Here is a 25022-nt window from a genome sequence, read left to right as displayed (position 1 = left end):
AAGTAAGGATGTCCTAGATTCTTTAACGGAATGCTGACTCGACGCTAAACAGTTGTTTAGACATACTGGCGCGATGGCCCTGACGGTTTTGACATTGCGAACCCCCGATGGTGAGCACCGGATTTCCTGCCCGCTGCATGCTTCGCTGACGCTGGGCTGCGGGCCGGAATGCGATGTGACGTTTGAGGGCGTGGGGATTCTGCCGCGGCACTGCGTGCTGTACCGGACGGGCGAGCGGACGTTTCAGCTCATCGGCGTGTATGCGGCGGCGCAGTTTTCGGTGAACGGGGTGACCTCGAGCGAGCTGGAGGTGAACACGCCGTTTAAGTTTGGGATCGGGGGAGAGGTGTTTGATGTGGATGTGGCGGAAGGCGATGAGGTGACGGCACCTCAGATGGCCGAAGGAGAGCGGACGCCCGGGGAGAGCGGTGCGGCGGCGGGACCACGGCCGAGCAAGCGTGGTTACCTGCTGAAGCCGAGCTCGCTGAAGCCGCGTGCAGGGGAGCGGGTGGGGGAGGTGATCTTGCCGACGGGGCCGGTGACGGAAGCGGGGGGGGCGCCGGCTGCGGCGGTGGTGGCGGTGCCGCAAGCGACGGCTGCTGCTGCTGCGCCGGTGATCAGCGAGACGCGTGAGGGGGTGAAGGCGGGCGTGGAAACGAAGAAGGCGGCGGGGGATGAGGAGGAGTCGTCTTCACTGCTGATGGTGGGACTGCTGGCGTGCGCGGCGATGATTGCTGGAATTATTTACTGGTCGCATCATCTGGACCGGCCCTCTGAGGAGAAGGAGGAGAGGGTGAAGCCGCGGGTGAGCGATGCTTTGCCGGCGGTGCCGCCGGAAGTGGTGATCCGCGCGTGCCGCGAGCTGCGGCAGGCGGGGGCCGCGCCGCTGGCGGGGCAGATGCTGATGCCGCTGGCGGAGCAGGGAAACCTGGAGGCGATGCATGAGCTGGCGCTGGCGCTGCGGTATGCGGGGAAGTTTGGCGAGGAGGTGGTGTTTCTGCTGCAGCAGGCGGTGGAAGGAGGGAGGCGGGAGGCGCTGCGTGATTTTGTGAGCGTGGTGGATGATCCGGAGAATCCGGAGCGCTACACGCCGGCGGCTTTCCAGCAACTGAAGACGGCGGCAAAGCTGGGGGAGGCCGCCGCGTGGATGCCGCTGGGGGAGAGGTACGAGTACGGGAACGGCACGGAGCCGGACATCAAGGAGGCGCTGGGGGCGTTTGAAAAGGCGCGGAGGTTTGGGGACAAGCGGGCGGCGATGAAGCTGTCCGCGAAGCAGGAGGCGATGGAGCGGACGGCGGCGTATGTGAGGTCCTGGAATGAGGTGTCCGTGGCGACGCTGCTGGACCATGTGGCGGCGGGACAGGGGAAGTTCTTCATGCTGGACCATCCGCCAACGGAGGTGCTGCTGAAGCTGGAGGAGGAGCTGCGGTCGCGGTGGCCGCTGCGGCGGATCAGCGTGGTGGCGGGAGCGCAGGCGGAGGTGGAGACGTTTGACCTGATCAAGGTGACGCAGCCGTTTCAGTTTGAGGTGCAGCGCGGGGAGAGGATCGCGCGGGGGAAGGGGGTGCTGGTGTGCCAGGTGCAGCGGGATGTGGCTGACAAATGGCGGATCACTGACGCGAATGACAAGATCGAGGTGAGCGAGCTGCTGCCGGGGAAGGAGCAGTTTATTGAAGGGGCGTCGCTGCGGGCGCTGAAGCCCGCCTTTACGCATGAGGAAAAGGTGGGGGAGGCGAGGCTGGAGATCCTGGAGGAGATGCGCGGGCTGGAGGCGACGGAGGACTTCAAACCGGCGCTGAATGTGGTGATGAACGCGGTGTATGAGTTTCCGCAGGACACGTTCTGGCAGCCGTTTGCGGATTCGCTGTGCGACCGGATGGCACGGCAGCTTTTCAAAGAGGGCAAGTGGCTGGATGCGGGGTGGGGGGAGACGGTGCATCAACTGGCGGAGCGCGGGAGCGTGTCTGCCATGCTGCTGGAGGGGCACCTGCATGCGGCGGGGTATGGCTGCCAGCGCAATGCGGCGCGGAGCGTGGCGCTGTACCAGAAGGCATTTGAGGCGGGGAAGCGGCGGGATGCCAGATTCTACTATGCGGAGGCGCTGTTTCAGGGGCGCGGGGTGCCGCAGGACAGCGAGAAGGCGGGGGCGCTGGTGCTTTCCTACATGAGCCGCTCGAAGCATCCGCTGGAGGCGTATCTGGCGGCGCATTTGCTGTGGCGCAAGGCGGAGCATGACCCCGCGCTGTGGCAGGATGTGTATGACACGCTCTCACGCGTGGCGGACAAGCTGCCGCCGGCGAAGAATCTGGCGGGGATGGTGCTGCTCAATCACGGGCAGACGACGAAGGAGCGGCGGACGGGATTTGCGGCGATCAAGGCAGCCGCGGAGGAGGGGGTGGTGGAGGCGATGAAGAACCTATCCCAATGCTATCTGGACGGCGTGGGCTGCGAGAAGGATCTGCACCAGGCGACGTTCTGGAAGCAGAAGGCGCTGGTGACGGAGCCGCCGCGGAGGAGGCACTACACGGAGTTTGAGGAGTGAGGCTGGATGACGGATGGCGGGAGGGGTGCAAAATGAGTTTTTTGCTTAGTCTTGAGATTTGGATCGTGTGGCGGAAAGTGGGAGGGCAACTCATGCCTCGGAGAAATTTGTGTGGGTAAACATTGCTTTTTTTGAGTTCGGGTGTATCAGGGCACCCCCCTTTCCTTGAGTTCCGACCCCCTTTGGGGCTTGAGGAGTATTCCGTTAAAAAAACCCTAAGAAAATGCTCAAAAGCCCCCTGCTGCGGGTGATGGCCGTGCTATGCGTGTGCGCATGCCCGGGATTTGCCGTCACCGTGATTTATGATGACGATGGTTCGACACTCAATGGCATCACCGATGGCACCAGCACCGGCTGGGACACGAGCTCGGCTGTGTTTTACAATGGCAGCACGGATGCCGCCTGGCCAAACACGACGTCATCCATAGCCCAGTTTGGCGGAGGGACGTCCGGGACGGCGGGTGCGCTGGCGGTGGGCACGGTGACGGCGAACGGCATCCTGTTTGAAACGCCGTTTGCGGGGAGCTACACGCTGACGGGGGGGACCATCACGCTGGGCGGGACGACGCCGACGCTCACGGCGAATGCGAATGCGACGATCTCCTCCCTGCTGGCGGGCACGGGGGGATTTACAAAGGCGGGCGCGGGAACGCTGACGCTGACGGGAAACAACACGGGGCTGACGGGCACGATCAATCTCAATGCGGGGACGCTGAGCGTGGTGGACAGCTCCAGCAGCACCACGCTGATCAAGGCGCTGGGAAATGCGGCGAACCCCCTGATGCTCAATGGCGGCACGCTGCAGGTGCTGGCGAATGGCGACGGGACGACGACGGCGCAGAACCTGACGCTGGGGGCGTACAACACGACGGTGACGGCGGATTCCACGATCGATGTGAACCGTGCGAGCGGGACGACGGCGGCGGGCAAGACGATCGTGCTGGGCAGTCTGAGCATCGGCGCGAACACGCTGACGGTGACGGATGGGAACAACTATGGGGTGAGGTTTGGGAACGTGACGCTGACGGGGAACGCGACCTTCAATGTGGTGAATGTGAACGGCAGCCCGGCGGCGCTGACGCTAAACAGCATCGTCAGCACCACCAATTCGATCACCAAGACGGGGGCGGGCTCGCTGGCGATCAATGGCGGGACCTTTGGCAATCTGACGATCAGTGCTGGAAACGTGGACCTGACGGGCACGGGGACGATGGGAGATGTGACGGTGAACGGCACGGGGACCCTGACGAGCCACTCGAGCGACAACTGGACGATGAGCTCGCTGGCGTACAACTCGACGAGCGGCTCCTCGAATTTCAACGCGGTGTCCAGCAACAGCACCTACACGATCCTGGGGGGCTTCAGCATGAGCAGCGGGTCGATCTCAGTCAACGCCTCCAACGCCGGAGTGACGACGAAGGTGATCCTGAAAGGGGATGTGAGCATCACCGGCACGGCGGCGCTCGCTTCCGGGGGCTCGGGCATCCGGCTGGTGGACCTGAACGGTGACACGCGAATTTTCACCGTTTCGAGCGGGGCGACTTTCACGGTGGGGCCGGTGGTGCAGAACGGCGGGGTGGACAAGGAAGGGGCGGGTACGCTGAAGTTTACGGCGGTGAACACGTATGCGGGCGGGACGACGATCGGTGGTGGGATTGTGCAGGTGACTGGAAGCGGTACGCTGGGGGACATAGGAGGGGACCTGACGGTGAATGGGGGCACGCTGGACCTGGGGGCGACGAGCCAGACGGTGAACAATTTCAACGGCAGCGCCGGGAGTGTGACCAACAGCGTGGCCTCCGGCGCGCGGCTGACGGTGAACGGGGCGGGCACCTTCAGCGGGACGATCGTCAATGGCGCGGGCAGTGTGGCGCTGACGAAGAACGGCAGCGGCACGCTGGCGCTGGCGAGCTCGGCTTCAGGCGCGAACACTTACACGGGAGGCACGATCCTCAACGCCGGCACGCTGCTGGGGACGGACAGCACGGCTTATACCGGCACGAGTCCGACGACGAACAAGCTGTTTGGCACGGGAGGGATCACGATGGCGGATGGAACGACACTGCAGGTGCGGGTGGATGGCGACGGGACGACCGGGGCGCAGACGCTGAGCTATGGGAATGCGGTGACGCTGACGGGGAGCGCGACGATCGACGTGAACCGCAACGTGAGCACGACGGCGAAGACGAAGACGGTGGCGTTTGGAAACCTGACGATGGCGGCGGGGACGCTGAACGTGGTGGGAGGGAACAGCTACATCCTGCGCTTTAACACAGCGACGCTGACGGGCGCGGTGGACTTCAATGTGGGCTCCGGGGTGAGCCTGATGCTGAACAGCAGCATCGTGGGGGGGACCAATGGCATCACCAAGGACGGGGTGGGGACGCTGACGCTGCAGAACGGGGGGACGTTTGGCGACCTGACGATCAATGCCGGCCTGACGGACATCTTTGGCGCGGACAACACGGGGAATGTGACGGTGAACGGCAGCGGCAACTTTGCCACGCACTCGGGCGACCAGTGGACGATGACATCGCTGACGTACAACAGCACGGCCACGTCCACCTTTACGTCTTTCACGGTGGACAGCACCTACACCATCGGCACGGGCGGGCTGACGATGAGCAAGGGAACGATTCAGCTGGTGACGAGCACGGGGACACCGCCGGCGACGCCGGTGAATGACAAACTGATCCTGAAGGGGGATGTGACGATCACGGGCACGAGCTCCATCACGAAGGACGCCGGGCCGGGTAACATGGCCGTGGATCTGAATGGTGAAACGCGAAGCTTTAATGTGAGCGGCGGGGCGACGTTTACGGTGACGCCGACGATGCAGAACGGCGCGGTGACGAAGACGGGCGCGGGCACCATGGCGGTGAGCGGTGCGAACACCTACAGCGGCGGCACGGTCATCAGCCAGGGGGCGTTTCTGGCGAACAACACGACGGGATCTGCCACGGGCACGGGGGCGGTGAGCGTCACGGGCGGCACGCTGGGCGGCGTGGGAAGCATCGCGCCGGATGCCGGCAGCGTGGTGACGGTGAGCGGCACGGGGGTGATCAATCCGGGAGCGGTGACAGGGGATGTGACTGGCACGCTCACGATCAGCGGCGACCTGGTGATGGATGCGAGCGGAGGCGGCACGCCGTCGATTCACCTGGATATGGAGGGCAAGAATGCGGGGCAGTTTGACCGGATCGCGGGCCTGGGAACGATCACGCTGGACGGCACGATCGCCGTGGCATTTGCGAACGGTTACACGGGATCGACGCTGGCGGTGGGGAACAGCTTTGATTTGTTTGACTGGAACACGGTGGTCGCCACGGCGTTCAATGTGAGCACGGATCTGGTGCTGCCGGACATCTCAAGCCTGAACCTCTCGTGGGACACGAGCCATTTCCTGGATGATGGCAGCGGGGGCGGTGTGATCAGCGTGATTTCGTATGTGCCGGAGCCGTCGCGGATGCTGCTGCTGGGAATGGCGCTGGCGATGGGGATGATGAGGAGGCGGAGGGGGAGAGAATCAAGCGCTCCTGAGATGCTTGCAAGCCGGGAGGATTGACGATTGACGAGCAATCGATTTTTGATTTTTGAAGTATCGATCCAGCTTGGGGTGAGAGATGTGTGCGTGCGGAATGCAGCCTTTGTGTGTTCGTACACCAGATAGAGGCTACTTCGTGGCTGGCAGGAGGTCGCAGGTGATGAAGATGACCTGGAGGATGTCTTGTTTTTCGAATTCGGGAGTGCCGGTGGGTTTGTAGAGGGAGAGGAGGCGGGCGGTGCCGTCGATTATGGTGATGCCAGTGGTGAGCTGGGAGGTGAAGTAGTCGGTGAGGGGGAATTCCAAACGGCGGCCCTGGGTGTCGATGAGGTGTTCGCGATGTTCGAGAGGGGGGGCGGTGTGGAATTCGGGGGAGATATTGACCTCGATGGTGGAGCGGTCTGCGCCGAGGGTGGGTTCGAGGGTGATGATGAGGCCGACGTTGCGCGTGGTTTGTTTGAAGAGGGGCTGGCCTTTGGGAGTGATGCTGACGCTGCTGAGGGCGGTGTGCTCGCGGGCCTGGGTGGCGGTGGCGGTCGCGCCGGACTTTGCCTCCAGGTGGGCGGTGTTGAGGTGATGCACCGTGCCTTTCTTCACGGCGGCGAGGAGTTCATCGAGCTCGGCGCGGTGGTCGCTTTTGCTGGCGGCCTGGGCGGTGAGGCGGCGCAGGAGGGGGGCGGGGCCCTGGAGGATGTGGGTGGTGAAGGCGATGGTGGCAGGACGACGATGTCCTCCCACGTTGTAGGTTTCGATGAGATCGAGATTCTCATTGGTGTTTCTGACGACCAATAGACTCATCGCCGTGTTTAAGGAGGCGAAGGTGCCTTCTGGGAAGGGGATGCCGGCTTCTTCGAGAATCATCCTGGCCGTTTTGCGCTGCGTGCTTTTGTCTTTGTCTTTGTCTTTGTCTGTGGAGGCGGAGTCCTGACCGGTGGAGAGGAAATCGGGGGCGACGCGGAATGAGCGGGTCTGGATGGCCTTGGGATCCGCGGCGGGTTTGGGAGGTGAGGGCTCGGCGGTGACGGATGGTGATTTGGGGAAGTGTGAAACGACATCGCATTTCACGAAGGTGGCGCAGAGGACGCCGGTGCCGGGACGGCCAGCAGGCGGGTGGAGTGCGAGGAGCTTGGTGCTGCCTTTGGCGAGGGTGAAGCTGGTGAGGGTTTTGTGAACGTTGAAATCGGTGAGGGGGATGTCGAAGGGCTGCTGAGAGGCGGGGTCGCGGAAGTGGCCGCGGCGGAGGACGGCGGGTGTGGGATGAAGCTCGTGGGTGAGGGTGAGATAGACGGTGCTGTTGTCTGCGCCGATGGTGGGCTCGACTTCGAGGATGTCGCCGACCTTGCGTGTCTCAAAGGCGGTGTTGGGGCGGCCGGCGTCGTCTGTGCTGAAGGAGCCGAGGTAGTGGTGCTCGCGGACGGCGTGATGTGTGGCCTGGGTGCCGGATTTGGCCTCGACGAAGGAGGAGCTGATGAATGAGGCCTCGCCCCGGGCGACGGCGGCCTCTGCAGCAGCGAAGATGGCGGAGTCGTCTGATGAGGAGGCGAGGGTGCGGCGTGCGAGATCGCGCAGGAGCGGGGCGGGCACCTCAAGGGTATGAAAGGTGAGCGCGACGGTTTTCGGAGTGATGGCGAACTCACGCTCCACAAGAGCGGCTATGAGGGCGATGTTGTCAGCGGTGTTGACGCAGCGGAGAACGCCAGCGCGATGCTCGATGACAGAGCCCGTGGGGAAGGTGACGCCTGCACGAGTCAGCCACTCCTGGAGGGTGAGAGGCCGGGGGCGCTGGAGCGCCTGGGCGAAGATGCCGTCCGGGGCATTCATCGCAGCGAAGATCATGCCCTCCGGCACGGCGGGAGGGGCCGCCGCTTTGGGCTGGGGCATGGGCAGGGCTTCGACGCGGCGAAGGGTGGCGGTGAGAAAGGCCGCGCAGAGGACATCTGCGTTTTCTTCTTTGGGAGTGACGAGAGGTTTGGTGATGCCGATGAGGCGGGTGCCGCCAGCGGGGATGCTGAGGCTGGTGACGATGTGGGCACCAGGGATATCGGTGGCGGGAAACTCGGCGGTGTGGCCGGTGATGGGATCATCGACGCTGATCTGGCGCTCGACCGGAGGCGCGGCGCTGAGCGTGAGGCCGAGCGTGGTTTCGATGCTGGTGGCGTCGGAACTGAGGAAGGGCTCGATCTCCCAATGGAGGCCGAGGGGCTTGATGTCCTGAACAATGGAGGCGCGGCTTTGGGTATCGAGGGTGAGGGCGGTGGTCTGGTTGTACTCGCGCACGGCATCAAAGGTGGCGCGGCTGCCGGATTTGGTTTCGAGAAAGGCGTCGGCGATGACGCGGACAGCGGAGGCGGGTTTTTCGGCGTGGCCTAGCAGCGTGGTGAGTGCAGGTGCCGTATCGGGACTGAGTGAGGCCTGGGCGGCGGCTTCGCGGATGAGTTCACCGGGGCCTTCGATGACGGTGAGGGTGTAGGCGATATTGACGGGCGCCAGGTGATGAAGGGAGTCCACATAAAGCGAGACCAGATCGAGATTCGGTTCGGTATTGGTGACGGTGAGGAGCGAGAGGAAGGGATTGAAGCTGGCGCTGGCACCTTCCGGAAAGGTGATGCCCGCGGCTTCGAGGATTTGTCTGGGCGTGCGCGGTTTTGGGACCGGCGCTTCCGGCGGAGGTGCGGGTGCGGGGAGCGGGGCGGCAAAGGGGTCTGCAGTTTTGTCGGGGAGATCGGGGACTGGCGGGAGATCGCAGGCGATGAAGTCCGGGGGGATTCTGAAGGTGCGGGTGCGGAGCCCGGTGGCGGCATGCGCTTGAAGGGCCCAAAGAAGCGCGAGGAGCAGGAGAAGGGCGCGGGATGGCATGCGGGGGAGATTACTGGAAGCGGGGGCGGGGTGTCGAGGAGGAAGAGGGAGAGGGGTGAGGAATCTGGGTAAGAAAAAAGTCGTCAGGCAGCCGCGGGGGCTGTGTGACGACTTTTTTGATGGAGGGGGGCTTTGAACAGAACCGGGGGGCGAGGCGAGCCCGGTGCCGCACTGGAATAAGAAGGGCCGGAGGCGGACACCCGTTGCGGCGCAACGGGGCAACTTTTACAGGCGCTGGTGGATGCGGCCGAGGGCCATGAGGATGTAGCTGGTGGTGAGGACGGGGTCGCTTTCCATCCAGCGGCCTTCGGTGTTGGACCAGGAGCCGTCGCCTTTCTGAAGGCTGAGGAGTTTCTGGGCGATGTCTGCACGCCAGTCCACGGTGCGGCCGTCCTTGGTCTTGATGAAGTCGATCTTGGCGATGCTGAGGGCCTTGCTCATGGTCTGGTAGTAGTAGTAAAGGCCTGCGGCGCCGAGGCCGGGGTTTTCATCGGGGTTGTAGTGGTTCTGCAGCCATTCGATGACGGCTTTCACACGGGGGTCGTTTTGATCGACACCGGCGTAGATGAAGCTGAGGAGGCCGGCGTAGCTGATGCTGCCGTAGCTGCGGAGAGCGACGGAGCCGTCGGGATTGGTGACTTTGGCGCCGCGGGTTTCGGAGGGGTTGTAGATGAAGCCGCCGGCGTCGTCGGGGTCCTTGCTGACCCAGGAGGACTTGTTGGTTTCAGGGCGGTTCTGGCAGCGCTGGATGAAATCGATGGCGGCGCTGAAGTTGAGCTGGGGCTCGTTTTTGGCGGCGTCGCCTTTGTCTGCGAGGAGGGACTGGGAGTAGTAGAGGGCTTCGAGGGCGAATGTCAGGTTTGACATGTCGGCGTGCATGCCTTTTTCGTCGCCGTAGCCGATGCCGCCGTCGAGGGGATTGTCCTGCTTGCCTTTTTCATCGAGGTCCACCTGGCAGCGGACGAGGTAGCGGCGGGCATTGAGCATGACCTGCTCGTTCTCGGGCTTGTTGTTGAGGAGGAGGGCGGTGAGGGCGATGGCGGTGTTGTAGTTGCCGCGGGCCTTGGTGAAGATGCCGCCATCGGGGCGGGCCTGGCTGACGAGGTACTTGGTGGCTTTCTCGACTTCGGCGGGGACGGGGTCGCCAGACTTGCGGTTGGGGTCCAGCATGAAGCTGATGATGCCGAGGGCGGTCATGGCGACGGGCTCGGAGTCACCCCACTGGCCGGTGGTGGGGTTTTGCTTGGCGCGGAGGAAGTTGAGGCCGCGCTCCACGCTGAGGCGGACCTCCTGCTTGAGGGATTCATTGCGTGCGGTCTGGGTGGCGGCCTGGGGGAAGGCGGCGGAGGTGCCAAGCGCGAGGGTGAGGAAAAGGGCTGGGATTTTCATGGTACAAATCACTGGATGTGGAAAGAGAGCGGCGTCAATGGGCAAGGGGCACCTCTTTATGGGTGGACGATTCTTGACCATGAAGGGAGGGGCATGGCTATTTTTTGACCGAGGGAGCCGAACCGGGATTCACAGCACGCGCTTCCGGGATGGCGAGTCTGGAGAAACACTGACTTTGCACCGCGGAGATTTGCAGCACGCAGAGGGGCAGAGATTTCCAACGCGAATGGAGGCGAATGTCCGCGAATTGTCGCGAATCAGAATCAAACGCTTCTATCCTACTTCGCGGGAGTGATGATGAGGGTGACCTTGGTTTCCTCGGGGGGGATGTTGGAGGGCATGCTGATCCAGAGGTCGTCGCGCTGGTTGCCTTTGGCGGCGGAATTGATGATGGCGCCGCGGTCCACGTAGGTGGAGATGATGGAGCCGGTGACTTCGGCGGCGAAGCCGGTTTCATCGATGAAGGAGCCGTTGAAGATCCAGGTGTCGAGGTCGTCGGGAGTTTTGCGTTTTTCGATGTCCTGGATGAAGTCGGAGAGGGGCACGTTTTTGGTTTTGTCGCCGTCCTTCCATTCCACGCGGATGGCGAGGCGGTTGGCGCCGGGGGTCTTGGGGGCGGTGTCTGCATCTTTGTAGGGGCGCTCTTCCTTGGGGTCGAGCTTGTCGAGGATGCCGAGGGTGCCTGGCTCGTAATGGGCGAGGAGGAGGGCGAGCTGGATCTGAATGGGCCTGACCTTGGTCTCGAGGACGGTCTCGTGGACTTTCTCGCCGGTTTCGTGGCAGAGGGCGTACTCGATGGGGAGCTTCTGGTGGAGGATGTCGCAGGGGATGCGGAGCTCGCGGGTGGCGGCGGTGATCTGGATGCCATTGAGATCGTAGACGCCGGGGGAGACCTGCTTGACGAGTTTTTGCGCTTCGGCGAACTGGGCCTTGGCGTCGGGATTGGGTTTGGCCGCGTCCTGGGCCGGCAGGTCTGCGAGAAGGATGAGGAGCAGAGCGGGGGCGAGGAGGGAGCGGAGCATGGCGGGAGGGGAGGAGTGAGAGAGTTTAGAGATTGGGCAGTTTGTAGGTGCCGGTGCGGAGGCACTGGTCCACATTCTTGGGCACGATTACCATGGGCTGGATTTCATAGGAGGGCTGCGGCTTGAAGGTTTTTTCGCTGCGCATTTTCACGACGATCTGCAGGGCGAGATCGACGAGGGCGGGCTGTACGACGGAGGCGTCGATTTCGCCGAGGCGCACGAGTTCGAGGCCGCGCTTCTGGCCGGAGAGCCCGTCGGTGCCGACGATGAAGAGGTTTTCGCGCTGGCCGGCGGCTTCGGCGGCTTTGGCCGCGCCGGTGGCGATGGCGTCGCTGTGGGCGTAGATGGCATCGAAGTTCTTTTGGAGATTGAAGGCTTCGGCGGTGCACTGGGCGGCTTTTTCGGTGCTCCAGTCAGCGGGGGCATCGTGAACGAGAATGACGCCGGGCTGGGTGCGGAGGCCTTCGGCGAAGCCCTCAGCGACTTCATTGGTGGGGTAGGAGTCTGCGACACCGCGGAGCTGGACGACGCGGCCGGTGACATCGGTGTGTTTTTCCTCGGCGGCCTTGCGTTTGAGGGCATCGATGATGGTGTCCGCAGCCATGCGGCCGACGCGGCGCTGATCGGTAAAGACGACGGTGGCGCAGCCTTCATCGAGCATGCGTTTGTCCAGGCCGACGACGATGATGCCGTGGGTCTGGGCCTCGACGATGAGAGCGGCGAGGGCGGGGGGATCGATGGGGCTGACGAAGATGGCGGCGGGTTTGGCGGCGATGGCCTTGCGGAACTGCTCGATCTGCTGGGTGCTGCTGCCAGCGGCGTCGCTGGTGGTGAGCTTATAGCCGACCTGCCTGCCGACGAGCATGGCGAGGCCATTGCGCTGGAAGTCCTGCATGGCGATGCGGGCGTCCGGAAGGAGGAGGAAGATTTCGGCGCGCTCGTCCTTGGCGGCGAGGCTGGAGGAGGCGAGGAGGGCCGGAGAGGGCAGGGTGCTGCCGGCGGGGGCGGTGCCACTGCCACCGGATTCAGACTTGGCCGCCTTTTGCTGGTTCTGCTGTTCGAGCTCGATGACCGCCTTTTCCACGTCCGGAGTGTCGGAGCGTCCGCAGGAGGCGAGGAGGAACATGCCCAAAAAGAGGGCGAAGGGACGGGTGCAGGGGGGCATCATGGTGAAGGGTAGTTTAGGCTTTGAAGTGAGACTTGCACAAGTCTGAGATGTTCACGAATCCCCCGCTGTCTTTTGCTTGCACTCTGATGGGATTGCCGGAGACTCCGCCCTCCCGCCCCTGAATTCCACGTGATGAAACCCTGCCAGAAGACCGCCGCCGTGTCCGGAACCGCCGGGGGGCCGCAGGTGCGGTGCGGCGGGGGAAATGAAGAGAGAAACTGCGTGGCAGAGGAGTATTTTCGCGACTTTCTGCGAATCACTGCTTGATGCGCAGGGTGTTTTGCTGATAAAACTTTTAAAATAACAGGAACAACCAGCCACATCATGAAATCCATCCGTCTGATTTTTGCCTCCCTTTTCATCGCCAGCGCCCTGCAGGCCCAAGCCCCCGCGACCGGGGAGAAAATGCCCGCTGTGAAACTGAGAATCAAAGGGGTGGAGGTGCAGGAGCAGCAGACGCCGATGTTCAACGTGACCAACGTGAAGATGAAGCGCTGGGAGCCGAAGAACTGGATCGAGCTGGATGTGGAGTTTGACATCAAGCTGCCTGAAGCCGCCGGCGGGCGGAAGGGGACGTATGCGGGGATGCAGCTGAGGATCTACGTGGCGCTGCAGCACATGACGAAGGAGTCGCCGCCGAAGCGTGAAGTGATCACGGGCACGCTGGACCTGCTGGACATCCCTGCGGATGAACCCTGCCATGCGCTGGCCTACATCTCCCCGGCCGCGCTGAAGGCCATCTTCCAGAAGGACACGGTCACGGCGTCGTCAGACATCCAAGGCTGGGGCGTGGAATTCGTGGCGGAAGGCAAGGTGATCGCGGCGAAATCCAGCGTGGGCAAGACGGCGTGGTGGGAAAACAAAGAAGCGTTTGCGATGATGGACGGCCTGCTGCTCAACAAGATGCAGACGCCGTTTGCCGCTGTGTTTGGCGACTATGACGTGCCGGTGAAAGTGAAGTAAGCCGCGGCGCCCCGCAAGTTTTCAACTGATAGCGATCCACCCCCTTCCCCCAGCATGGCAGACCCAACAAGCATTGCAGTCATCAGTCTTGGCTCCCAACGTGTCAGCGGAGCATTCTTCGGCAAGACGCCGGGAGGGGACCTCATTCTGAAGCGCTATGAGATTGTGGAGCTGGACGGCGATCCTTCGGTGGATGTGAGCCGGCTGCCGCAGTTGAAGTCGGCGCTGCAGGAGCTCACGGGGAAGCTGAAGATCCGGGGGCAGAAGACGTGGTGCTCGATCCCAGGGCATCCGGTGTTCAGCCGTTTTGTGAAGCTGCCGCCGGTGCAGGGGGACAAGCTGGCGCAGATCGTTGAGTTTGAAGCGCGGCAGAACGTGCCATGGCAGCTCGATGAAGTGTCATGGGACTACGAGGTCGTGACGAAGTCTGACATCGGCGAGATCGAAGTGGTGCTGGCGGCGATGAAGTGCGAGCCGCTGAACGAGATGTATGAAGGCGTGGCGGAGAGCGGCGTGAAGGTGGTGGGGATGGACGTGGGCCCGCTGGCCCTGTACAATTCATTCCGCTACAGCTATCCTGACGTGGATGAGCCGGCGCTGATCGTGGACATGGGGGCGCGCTCGACGAACCTGGTGTTTGTGGAAGGGGAGCGCTTTTTCACCCGCAATCTGCTGGTGGGCGGAGCGGCGGTGACGAATGCGATCGGGAAGGAATTTGGCATCCCGTTTGCCGAGGCGGAGCAGCAGAAGCGCTCGCAGGGCTTTGTGGCGCTGGGCGGAGCGGTGGAAGACCACCCGGACGAAGGGGTGAACGCGATGTCCAAGGTGATGCGCAACTCGATGACGAGGCTGCATGCGGAAATCATGCGCACGATCACGTTTTACCGCAGCCAGCAGGGAGGCAGCGCACCGAAGCGCGTGTTTCTGGCAGGGGGCGGCTCGGCGGCGGGGTACATCGCGGAATTTTTCACGGAAAAGCTGAAGCTGCCGGTGGAAGTGTACAACGGGCTGCGCGGGGTGCAGATGGACCGCGGCGTGAGCGCGGACGCGGCGCAGATTGACGCGCCAGGACTGGGAGAGCTCGCGGGTCTGGCCCTGCGGGGCATGGGATCCTGCCCGTGCGAGATCGAACTGGTGCCTGATGCGCTGGCTTCCACGCGCGACGCGGCACGCCGTGCGCCGGCATTGATCATGGCGGGCCTGTGCCTGATGGGGGCGCTGGGGGCGGCGACTTTCTGGTTTGACAGTGCGACGAAGGTGATCGACGGGCGCTCGAAAACGCTGGCGGATGAGAGCGGGCGTCTGAGCACGCTAAGCAATGAAATCCGGATGCTGGATGCGCAGCAGGAGGAGGTGCGGCAGCGGGGCGTGCAACTGGAGCAGGTGGTGACGGACCGCTCCTGGTGGGCGCGGCTGCTGAACGAACTGAACCAGCAGTTTGACAATGACCTGATCTGGCTGCCGGTGATCGAGGTGCTCAAGGATGACAAGCCGATCACCAAATCCCTGTGGGGCAGCAATGAGGAAAATAACAAGCCCGCCTCCACCGGCAATGCCGCCGGGGCGCCCGCCGCGCCAGTGTACAAGCTGCGCATGCGGGGCCTGTACCGGAAAAATGACAAGGGGGAGCAGAAGGTGGTGTATGACTTTGCCGCGAAGCTGGCGAAGCTGGAGGCCTTCAACGCTCCGGATTATGAAACCAAGCGTGACAGCTATGTGAAGGTGGACAGCGGCGTGGACGAAGACCGCTACGCCTACCACTTCGAAATCACAATGCCGCTGCGCAACCCCCTGCAATTTCAATAAAGAATCATGGACTGGATACGTGAAAACAAACCACTGGCCGCCATTCTTGGCGTGATCATCGCGGGCTCGCTGGCCCTGGGCTATCTGCTGTTTGCCGCCTGGAGCAGCTACTCCGAGAAGAAGGAGGCCTATCTCAGCATGGGCAGCCAGGTGGCCGGCCTGAAAGGGGCGCGGCTGGCCCCCACGGAGCAGAACGTGGCCGCGAAAAGAGGGATGGTGGCCGAGTATGCGAAGCGGGTGAAGGATCTTGGCGATGTCGTGCTGTACCTTCAAAATGAAAAGAAGCCGGCACCGACGAGCGACATTGAGTTTCAAGACAAGCTCAAGGCGAAGATTTCCGAGGTGCGCAAGACCTCCGCGGCGGCGCAGATGCATATCCCTGCAGACTTTGCGTTTGGCTTTGACGAGTACACGACGACGCTGCCCAAATCGGGAGCGGTGGCCACGGAGCTTTCCGGTTATCTGGACGCCGTGGATGAGCTGGTGAAGCTTTTCATGAAGTGCGGTGTCAAATCGGTGGACCTGCTGGACCGGGCCAAACTGCCGATCGAGACACAGACGGCGCCACAGCCGAACATGCAGGGGCAGGCGATGGCTGGCATTACCGAGAAGCGCAAGATTTCGGTGGTGCTGACCCTGGACCAGGGGCCGCTGCAGCTTCTGGTGAGCGGGCTGACCAACCCGAGCGACATGCCCTACTTCACCAGCCTGAGGCTGCTGCGCATCGAGAACCAGAAGCAGGACGGGCCGCTGCGCTCTGAAGTGAAGCTGCCAGTGCCGCAGCCCCCGAGCCCTGGTGGTGCCACCACTGCTGGCGGCGGAGGAGCTGAGGCGAAGGAGCAGGTCTCGGATGAGATCAAGCCGCCGCCACCGGCATTTCCAGACGCAGTTTCTGTTTTTGGCCAGGAGATGCTGAAGGTCCGCCTGGAGATTGATCTGGTCAAATTTTTGGATTCCGCCGCCGGGGTGGCGGCGCAGGCTCCTGCCCCGGGTCCAGGCCGGGCTCCGGGTCCGGGTCAGGTTCCAGCCGGACGCTGATCTCACCTTATTTAAAATCGCAGCCTTCAAGCGCCACCATGCAGAACAAACAGGGCAACTACGAAAAAACCATTCTGATCATCTCCTCCCTCCTCGCGATCGGCGTGGCGGTGTTTCTGATTCTTGAATCCCAGGGATTTGAGGAGGGGCTGATCCTGCCGCAGGCATCCTCCAAGAACGACATGAACGCCCCTGCGACGCAGCGGGTGGTGGACGCGACCGAAACCATGAAGAAGAAATATTCGTGGCTCTCCCCGGTGCGGAACGAGAAGGGGGTGCCCCTGAACAAATCCGTGATGCTGGTGATGAAGGGCGGGAAGCTGTTTGACCTGCTGCTGCCGACCCCGATGCTGCGTGAGCCGATGACGAACGTTTTCCTGGTGGGCGACAAGACCAAGGTGCCACCGGAACAGGAGCTGCCGGGAATTTTCTCCCCGAATGTGGGGGAGCTGGATGCGGACAATGACGGGTTCTGGAACCTGGAGGAGTTCAATGCGAAGACGGATCCGCGGGATGCGAATTCGATGCCGCCTTTCACCGACAAGCTGTTTCTGGTGCGGCGGATCAGCCATGACTACATCCTGAAGCTGAACCCCAACAGCGACGGCACCACGTTCCAGATCCAGCGCCTTGTTCCCACGAAACAAAGTGTCTTCAAGGCGATGAATGAGGAGTTTGGCTTCGACAAGGGCGGCGGAATGCGGTTCAAGATCCTCTCCAGCCGGAAAGAGATGGCCGAGACGAAGTTTGGGCCGAAGGAGATTTACATCCTGAAGATGCTGGACATGTCCACGAAGAAGGAGTTTGAGCTGAAGGAAGGGACCGAAGTGAATCTGGCGGACTACGAGGCAGAGCTCGAATTCCGCTGGAAAAAGCGGCATGTGATTTCGGGGGTCAAGGAGGGCGGAACCTTCCAGCTCCCCGGCCTTGGCAAGACCTTTCACCTGCTCAAGCTGGAGGAAAACAAAGCTGTCATCGCTCCTGATGCGGGGGGGAAACCCGCGAAGGAAACGATCGAAATCAAGCAGGGCTGAGGCCCGCGGTATTTTCATCCGGCTGAAAAAATTAACTCGCCAAAGTTCGCCCTCTTCTGTTAGTAGTCATTCTTTACCACAAAATATTGTCAGTTTGCCCTATGACCCATCCCTCCCGTCTGGTCTTCAACCTTTCTCTCCTCGTCCTGACTACGGCATCGCCGTCCGTGCTGGCGCAAAGTCCTGCAAGCATGGCAGATCGCGAAATTGCACGCCGCTACGCCCGAATTGAAGATGCGCGCACGGCAATGGACCGTGGTGACAAACTTTTCAGTGAAGGTGACTACGAGGGTGCGCTGGGCTCATACAAATCGGCCATTGATTCGCTGCCGAACGCCCCGCTGACGCGGGACTGGCTGGACCTGGCGCAACTGAAGTACGCGGACTGCAGCGTGGTGGTGGCGCAGGAGCGCGCCAAGGCCGGCAACTACAAGGCCGCACGTGAGGCGCTGGAGGCGGCCATCGCGCTCATTCCGGGGCACAAGGGGGCGCTGGTTTTCATGAAGCAGCTCGACGACCCGGACCGCTGGCCGCCAGCGCTGACAGCGGAGCACGTGACCAATGTGAGCAAGGTGCAGGCAGGACTGCTGCTGGGAAACAGCTCGGTGGAGCTCGGCAAATACGATGAAGCCATTTCGCAGTATCAGGATGTGCTGCGGACGGACCCTTACAACAGCGCGGCGCGCCGCGGAATGGAAAATGCCGAGCGCAAGCGCATGGCATATTTCAAGTCGGCGTATGATCATCAGCGTGCCAAGATGCTGGCGCAGGTGGCTGAAACGTGGGAGGACAAGGTGCCGCTGAAGGGTGCGCCGATCGCGTATGAATACGGCACGGGACGCAGCCCCGGGGCCTACCTGACGGAGAAGATGAACAAGATCATTTTCCCGACGGTGTCGTTCCAGGGGGCCACGATCGAAGAGGCCATCGAGTACCTGCGTGTGAAGAGCCGCGATCTGGACAATTTCACAGGTGCTGACGGTGTGAAGGGTGTGAACATCATTCTGCGTCCTGGTGAGGCGCCGAGCAATGCCTCCATCAGCCTGGACCTGAAGGATGTGCCGATGGCTGAAGCGCTGCGCTACGTGACCGAGCTGGCGCAGATGAAATACAAAGTTGAAGCGCACGCCGTGGTCGTGGTGCCCATTTCTGAAAATGCCAGCGAGCAGTACACCCGCAGCTACCGTGTGCCGCCAGATTTCCTGAATTCCACCGGCGACGGCGGCGGTCCGGCGGCGGCGGCCCCGGCGGCGGATCCCTTTGCCGCGGGCGGAGCCACCCCTGCAGGCGGCAGCGGCCTGAGCGCGAAAAAGTCCGCCCGTCAGATTCTGGAAGCCGCGGGGATCCTGTTCCCTGAAGGTGCTTCGGCAAGCTACAACCCCGCGACCTCCCAGCTGGTGGTGAGAAACACGCAGCCGAACCTCGACCTGGTGGAAACGTATGTGGATTCCCTGACGAAGCTGGCGCCGAAGATGGTGGTGATCACATCCAAGTTTGTGGAAGTCACGCAGAAGAACACCGAGGAGCTGGGCTTTGACTGGCTTCTGGGCGGTGTGGGTGTGAACGCCAACAACGTTTTCTTTGGTGGCGGCAGCACGGGGAATGGCAATGCCTACAATGCAGCCAACTATCCCTTCAGCACGCCTTACACCACGCCTTCGCAGTCGGTGACGAACCCGGCCACGGGTCTTCCGATCACGGTCTTCCCTGCCATTCCGGTGGCGGGCGCCTTCGCAGGTCCGGTGCCGACGGGTACCACGGCTCCCTTCCCCTATGGCGGCGGGCCGGTCACCTCGGGCAACCGCAGCGGCGGGTTTGCCATCAGCAACAACAGCATCGACAACCTGCTGAGCACGGGCTCCACCACAGGAACGACGAGCGTGGCTCCGGGGATCTTCTCCACGGCGGGCATCTTCACCGACCCGCAGTTCCAGAACGTGATCCGCGGTCTGAGCCAGAAAAAAGGCGTGGACCTGATGAGCGCCCCGAGCGTGACCACGAAGAGCGGCTCCCGTGCGACGATGGAAGTCACGCGCGAGTTCATCTACCCGACGGAGTTTGACCCGCCGCGTCTGCCTCAGGGTGGTGGCGGTCTGAACGTGGGCGGTGGCGGCGGCGGCAGCCAGCAGCAGATCGCAACGCCGACGACGCCGACGGCCTTTGAAATGCGCCAGACGGGCGTGAGGCTGGAGGCCGAGCCGACTGTGGGTCCTGATGGCAACACGATCGAGCTGATCCTGTCTCCTGAAGTGGTGGAGTTTGACGGGTTCATCAACTACGGCTCCCCGATTCTTTCGCCTTCGAGCCAGTCGGTGCTGCCGATTCAGCTCGGCAACGCGGGTACCACGGTGGTGGGAACGACGGGCTACGTGCCGCTGACGCAGCCTGAACGTCTGATCACGCCGAACATCATCAACCAGCCGGTGTTCTCCGTGCGCAAGGTGACGACGCAGGTCTCGATCTGGGACGGCCAGACAGTGGGCCTGGGCGGCCTGATCCGCGAAGACGTGCAGGATGTGCAGGACAAAGTGCCGATTCTGGGTGACCTGCCCTTCGTGGGCCGTCTCTTCAAGAGCGAGTCAGAGCAGCACTACAAGCGCAACCTGATGATCTTTGTGACGGCGCATCTGATCGACCCGTCCGGCCAGCGGATCAAGCCTGCCACGCCGGTGGCGGCCACGACCGACGCAGTGACCGCTGTTGGCGCTGGTGCCGGAGGCGGAGCCAACCCGCTCCTGCCACCCGTGACGCCTCCGCCGTGAGTTAGGCGGCGCTCGCGCCCATCTTTGGATCAATAACACACGTCAGGCAGGATTGCTCCAGGCATCCTGCCTGATGTGTTTTAGAGGAGGGGCGTTGCAGACGGGCGGAGCGCTGGCATGTTTTGACTGCGATGAAATCTTGGCTGATCACGGGCGGGGCGGGCTGTGGCAAAAGCTCCGTGGCAACGCTGCTACGGGAGAAGCTGCCGCTCACGTGCCGCTTCTTTTCCGCGGACGTGGCGGTGGGGGAGGCGATGAAAAGAGAGGCGACTCTGAAGGCATTGGTGGCGGCCTTTGGCCCGCGGGTGCTGACGAGCCAGGGGGAGGTGAACCGCGTGTGGCTGCGCGAGGCGGTGCTGCCGGACACTGCCCTGCGCAAGAAGCTGGAGGGCGTGCTGCATCCGCCGGTGCTGGAGGCTCTGGAGGCGGCCCGCCAGGAGGCCGAAAGGACCGGGGCGAATCTTTTCCTTGCGGAAGTCCCCCTCCACTATGAGATTGGTGGCACAGTTTCAGCAGATCTTGTCATCGTGGTGGCTTCCAGCCGGTCGGTGCAGGTCAGGCGGATGATGGAAACCCGGGGGCTCGACGAACCGACCGTTCACAAGTTCCTGGAGGCCCAATGGCCCATCGAAGCCAAGGTTGAAAGAGCAGATGCCGTCATTTGGAATGATGGCACTCTGGCCTCTCTTGAAGCCCAGGTGCTGACGCTGGCAAGTCCACTCTTGCAAGCATGAACGACCTATCTACCGAATCCCCCGCCACGACTGAGGCCCCAACGACCGAGCCAGTGACGGAATCACTCCCTGCCGCCGCCTCTCCTGCGGAGAGCGCCGAGCAGCAGCCGGAAGGCACATCCCAGACCCCAACATCCGCTGAATCTTGCGAGCAGCCTGCCGAGACGCCGAAGGCGGATGGCGCGCAGCCGCCGTTTCCCGAAGAAGTCTCCATCAATGACCTGCAGAATGCCGCGCTGGCGGACCTGCTGGAACTGGCGGAGAAGGTGGGTTTCCGCCTGAATGCCAGCCGGACGAAGCACCAGCTCATTTACGACCTGTGCTCATGGATGGCGGAGCACAAGACCCGCCTGAAGGTGGAAGGGGTGCTGGAGATCGGCGCGGACAACTACGGGCTGATCCGCTACCCGAAGTACAGCTTCATGCCGCTGCCGGAGGATGTGTTTGTGCCGTTGTTTCTGGTGCGGAAGTTCAATCTGAGGCCGAGCCAGAGGATCGCCGGGATCGCCAAGGCGCCAAAGGACCGTGACAAGTATCTGGCGATCGACCGGATCACGCAAGTGGAGGGCGTGGCCATCGACAAATGGGAGACGCCGACGGAGTTTGACAAGCTGACGGCGACCTTCCCGAACAAGCGCATCATTCTGGAAACGGCGAAGCCCTGCGCGGTGAGCTCGCGGATTCTGGACATCGTGGCGCCGCTGGGCAAAGGGCAGCGCGGGCTGATCTGCGCGCCGCCACGCTCCGGCAAGACGGTGATCCTGAAGGACATCGCGAAATCCATTTCGCAAAATCACAAGGAGATCACGCTCATTGTGCTGCTGCTGGACGAGCGCCCGGAGGAAGTGACGGACTTTGAGGAAACAGTGCAGGGCTGCGAGATTTACAGCTCCACGTTTGACGAAAGCCCGAAGCGGCACAGCCAGGTGGCGGAGATCGTGCGGGAGCGCGCCTGCCGGCTGGTGGAGCTGAAGAAGGACGTGGTGATCCTGCTGGACAGCATCACGCGTCTGGCGCGCGGGTACAACGCCTCCCTGGGCAGCAAGGGCGGGAACTACATGGCGGGTGGTGTGGGCACCAAGGCGCTGCAAAAGCCCAAGAAGTTTTTTGGCTCCGCGCGCAACGTGGAGGAAGGCGGCAGCCTGACGATCATTGCGACGGCGCTGATCGAAACCGAGAGCCGCATGGACGAGGTGATCTTTGAGGAGTTCAAGGGCACGGGCAACATGGAGGCCACGCTGGACCGTGAAATCTCCGAGCGCCGGATTTATCCCGCGCTGCACCTGCTGAAGTCGGGCACGAGGCGCGATGATTTGCTGTACCATCCGGATGAATTCCGGCGCATCACGCAGGTGCGCAAACAACTGGCCGCCGTGCCCGCCGTGGAGGCCCTGGAGCTGCTGATCCGCAACATCAACCGCACCAGCAACAATGCGGAAATCCTCCTGATGGGACTGAAATGAGCACGGCAGGATCAACACAGACGGACTACGAGTTCATCGACACGCCCGAGCATCTGGATCGATGGCTCAAGGAGATGCGCGCATGGCTGAAGGAAAGCCCGGACAAGCGCTGCTGTCTGGATACGGAGGCGGACAGCCTGCACCACTACCACGAAAAGCTCTGCCTGCTGCAGGTGAACTGCGCAGGGAAGTATGCGCTGGTGGACCCGCTGGCGATCGCGGATGTGTCCGCGCTGCTGGAGCTGCTGGATGCGCATGAGCTGTGGTTTCACGGGGCTGACTATGACCTGACGATGCTGCGGCGGACGTACGACTGGAATCCGAAGGTGATCCGGGACACGCAGATCGCGGCGCGCCTGCTGGGTGCGCGGCAGTTTGGACTGGCGGCGCTGGTGAAGAACGCCTTTGACCTGGACCTGTGCAAAGCCTCGCAGAAGGCGGACTGGAGCCGCCGGCCGCTGCCGCCAAACATGCTTTCGTATGCGGTGGATGATGTGCGGTACCTGCTGCCCATCGCGGACAAGTTTGTGACGGAGCTGAAGCAGAAGGGGCGGGAAGACTGGTTTCACCAGAGCTGCCGCTCGCTGCAGGAAGATGTGGCCGCGCGTGACAATGTCTCGCGTGAAGACCCCTGGCGCGTGCAGGGCTGCGGACGGCTGCACCCGAAGGGACTGGCGATTCTGAAGGCGATGTGGGAATGGCGCGAGGGCATCGCGAAAGAGCGCGACACGCCCTGCTTCAAGATCATGTCCAACAAGCAGATGGTAGCCTATGCCGAGCAGTTTGAAGCAGGGCAGCCGCTGAATCCGCCGAATGGCTGGAGGCCGCGCTGGAAGAAGGAGTTTTTTGACATTGTGGCCGCCATCATGGCCTCGACTGCGGCGGACTGGCCGGCGCGCGCGAAGAAGACGAAGGGCCGGTTGAGCGATGCGCAGCGGGAGCAGATCGACAAGCTGTGCGCGTATCGCGAGAAGGTGGCGCAGGAACTCGAGATCGAGCCTTCGCTGCTGGGGTCACGGGCCACCATTGAAGACCTGGTCATCGATGGCAATCCGGCGAGCCATTTGATGAGCTGGCAGCATGACCTGATGGCAAGCGGGCTGGAGCAGGTGCTGCAGACCGCGGCGGCAGAATGATCTGCAGATCAGTTACTTTTGCTTCAGCCAGTCTGGCAAAACGATGTCGGCGCTTTTGACGGGGGCGGTTTCGCCTTTCCAGGCGAAGCCAGCGGTCTCGAAGCTGGCGCGGTTTTCGCGGAGAAAGGCGAGGAGGCGACGCCCCATCTGCTGGTAGGGGGAGTCGCGGCGCACGGCAAAGGGCTGCACGGCCTTGGACTTGTCCGCAGGCAGTGAGACGGCATCGAAGTGCTCTTTGTCGTTGTTGATGTTGATGCGATAGACCACGGCGGCGTCGAGCGAGCCGGTGCGCATCTGGTTGACGAGAAAGTCGGCGGTGGGGACCTGGGAGGAGGCGTTTTTGCTGACGCTTTCCAGGAGGTTCATGGACTTCAGCATGGAGTGGGTCAGGAAGCCGATGGTGGACTGCTCGGCATTGCAGAGGCCCACACGCAGGCCGGGGCGGGCGAGATCGGCAAGGGTGTGGATGCCCTTGGGATTGCCCTTGGGCACGGCGATGACGATCTCGGCCTCGGTGAGGAGGATGGCTTCAGGGAACTCCTTGGCCACGGGGGGGACGAAGCAGACATCGCAGGCGTAATAGACGTCTGGGAACTTGGGATTGCTGGTGTCTCCCATGGTCTTCATGGAGGCGCAGAGGATGCCGCAGCCATTGAAGACGGTGGTCATGGTGATGCCTTCGCGGGTGGCGAACTGCTGCAGGAGTTTTTCGATGGCGGTGCGGTTCACGCCGCCGCTGTAGATGATGAGGTCTGGCCTGGCGGCCCATTTGTCTCCGGGAACGGCAGTGAAACCGTGCTTTGCAAACACGGCGGCACCCTTCTCCGGAGCGGTGAGGTAACGGGCAAAGCGCAGAGCCTCCGCAGGCTGCTGGCTGTAGGAGAGCACGGCGGCGGTGGCGTGCTCTTCGTGTTTTGCCAGTTCGGGCAGCGGGGCGATGTCGAGCTTGAACTGGGGGACGATGGAGTCCCAGACGATGGCGGCATCGACAGCGCCGAGGGAGAGGTCTGCGGCGATTTCGGTGACGGTGGGTTTCATCACGGCGGCTTTGGCGGCGAGGGCGTCCCAGTCTGCGCCGAGGAGTTTTTTCACCACGCGGCCGATGCTGGCGGCTTCGGGATTGGCAAGGGCGACCTTGATGCCGGGATCCTTCAGCGAGGCGAGGCCGTCGATGTGCTTGGGATTGCCTTTGGCGACGGCGAGCACGGGTTTCTGCTTTACCAGGCGGAATTCTTCGCGGGTGACTTCCTGCTTTTTGGCATCGGCCAGAGCGCCGTCATCCGCAGCGATGAAGAGATCTCCCTGCTTGGTGAGCTTGAGCTGGCTGAGCAGGGTGCCAGTACCGCCGTATTGCAGGCGGACTTCGATGCCGGTTTCCTTTTGGTAAGCAGCGGCGATTTCCTCCACCGGCTTCTTAATGCCCGCCGCGCAAAAGACGGTGAGAGGCGGGGAACTGGGTTTGGCGGGCTTCAGGGCCACCCAGGCGGCACCGGCGGCGGCTCCGAGGCAGAGAACGAGGATGAGTTTCTTCAGCATCGCGTACGAATAACGCCTCATTCGCCCGC

15 protein-coding genes are annotated in these 25022 nt (G+C 62.6%); 10 read left to right on the top strand and 5 right to left on the bottom strand.

The annotated features are described in order from the left end of the window. Positions 1–88 precede the first annotated feature (88 nt). Both ACILSQ_RS13805 and ACILSQ_RS13800 read left to right on the top strand, forming a co-directional pair. Positions 89–2542 (top strand): hypothetical protein, encoded by a 2454-nt coding sequence (locus ACILSQ_RS13805; RefSeq protein ID WP_395744219.1) that lies wholly within the window; start codon positions 89–91, stop codon positions 2540–2542. Between the two features lie 223 nt (positions 2543–2765). Beyond that, the gene (locus ACILSQ_RS13800; RefSeq protein ID WP_395744218.1) at positions 2766–6107 is read left to right on the top strand and encodes a beta strand repeat-containing protein; all 3342 of its coding nucleotides are present in this window, start codon (positions 2766–2768) and stop codon (positions 6105–6107) included. A gap of 108 nt (positions 6108–6215) precedes the next feature. Here the strand turns inward: ACILSQ_RS13800 and ACILSQ_RS13795 are convergent, their stop codons facing one another. From ACILSQ_RS13795 to ACILSQ_RS13780, 4 genes are all read right to left on the bottom strand, one after another. Continuing rightward, the gene (locus ACILSQ_RS13795) at positions 6216–8942 is read right to left on the bottom strand and encodes a hypothetical protein (protein WP_395744217.1); all 2727 of its coding nucleotides are present in this window, start codon (positions 8940–8942) and stop codon (positions 6216–6218) included. A gap of 225 nt (positions 8943–9167) precedes the next feature. Further along, positions 9168–10331 carry a prenyltransferase/squalene oxidase repeat-containing protein gene (locus tag ACILSQ_RS13790; protein WP_395744216.1) on the bottom strand — a complete coding sequence of 388 codons (1164 nt, stop codon included), beginning with the start codon at positions 10329–10331 and terminating at the stop codon, positions 9168–9170. 278 nt (positions 10332–10609) lie between these two features. Next, positions 10610–11353, bottom strand: a complete 744-nt coding sequence (locus ACILSQ_RS13785; RefSeq protein WP_395744215.1) for a YdjY domain-containing protein — start codon at positions 11351–11353, stop codon at positions 10610–10612. Positions 11354–11378: 25 nt separating this feature from the next. Then, positions 11379–12521, bottom strand: coding sequence for a substrate-binding domain-containing protein (locus ACILSQ_RS13780; protein ID WP_395744214.1), 1143 nt, complete (start codon positions 12519–12521; stop codon positions 11379–11381). Positions 12522–12845: 324 nt separating this feature from the next. Here ACILSQ_RS13780 and ACILSQ_RS13775 point away from each other — a divergent pair, with 324 nt between their 5' ends. The 8 genes from ACILSQ_RS13775 (at position 12846) to ACILSQ_RS13740 (ending at position 23457) form a co-directional block, all read left to right on the top strand. Further along, the gene (locus ACILSQ_RS13775) at positions 12846–13484 is read left to right on the top strand and encodes an Amuc_1102 family pilus-like protein (RefSeq protein WP_395744213.1); all 639 of its coding nucleotides are present in this window, start codon (positions 12846–12848) and stop codon (positions 13482–13484) included. 54 nt (positions 13485–13538) lie between these two features. Further along, positions 13539–15290, top strand: coding sequence for an Amuc_1101 family PilM-like pilus complex protein (locus tag ACILSQ_RS13770; RefSeq protein ID WP_395744212.1), 1752 nt, complete (start codon positions 13539–13541; stop codon positions 15288–15290). A 6-nt stretch (positions 15291–15296) separates the two neighbouring features. Further along, positions 15297–16328 (top strand): Amuc_1100 family pilus-like protein, encoded by a 1032-nt coding sequence (locus tag ACILSQ_RS13765; protein ID WP_395744211.1) that lies wholly within the window; start codon positions 15297–15299, stop codon positions 16326–16328. 38 nt (positions 16329–16366) lie between these two features. Further along, positions 16367–17362, top strand: a complete 996-nt coding sequence (locus ACILSQ_RS13760) for an Amuc_1099 family pilus-like system protein (protein ID WP_395744210.1) — start codon at positions 16367–16369, stop codon at positions 17360–17362. Between the two features lie 167 nt (positions 17363–17529). Beyond that, positions 17530–20124, top strand: coding sequence for an Amuc_1098 family type IV pilus outer membrane protein (locus tag ACILSQ_RS13755; RefSeq protein WP_395744474.1), 2595 nt, complete (start codon positions 17530–17532; stop codon positions 20122–20124). Positions 20125–20255: 131 nt separating this feature from the next. Beyond that, positions 20256–20858 carry a dephospho-CoA kinase gene (gene coaE, locus ACILSQ_RS13750; RefSeq protein ID WP_395744209.1) on the top strand — a complete coding sequence of 201 codons (603 nt, stop codon included), beginning with the start codon at positions 20256–20258 and terminating at the stop codon, positions 20856–20858. After that, a complete protein-coding gene (rho, locus tag ACILSQ_RS13745) occupies positions 20855–22321 on the top strand; it encodes a transcription termination factor Rho (protein WP_395744208.1) in 1467 nt (488 codons plus the stop codon). The genes coaE and rho overlap by 4 nt, the downstream gene beginning before the upstream one ends. Continuing rightward, entirely contained in the window at positions 22318–23457 is a 1140-nt protein-coding gene (locus tag ACILSQ_RS13740) for a ribonuclease D (protein ID WP_395744207.1), read from the top strand. Before rho ends, ACILSQ_RS13740 begins: the two co-directional genes overlap by 4 nt. Before the next feature lie 12 nt (positions 23458–23469). On the opposite strand, the gene modA is transcribed toward ACILSQ_RS13740, so the two are convergent. After that, complete coding sequence (gene modA, locus ACILSQ_RS13735; protein WP_395744206.1) at positions 23470–24993, bottom strand: molybdate ABC transporter substrate-binding protein; 1524 nt, start codon at positions 24991–24993, stop codon at positions 23470–23472. Positions 24994–25022: the final 29 nt, after the last annotated feature.

The organism is Prosthecobacter sp., from assembly GCF_044227185.1.
GTDB lineage: Bacteria > Verrucomicrobiota > Verrucomicrobiia > Verrucomicrobiales > Verrucomicrobiaceae > Prosthecobacter.
The sequence above is the reverse complement of the archived record's forward strand: the minus strand, read 5'-3'. Positions and strand labels throughout refer to the sequence as shown.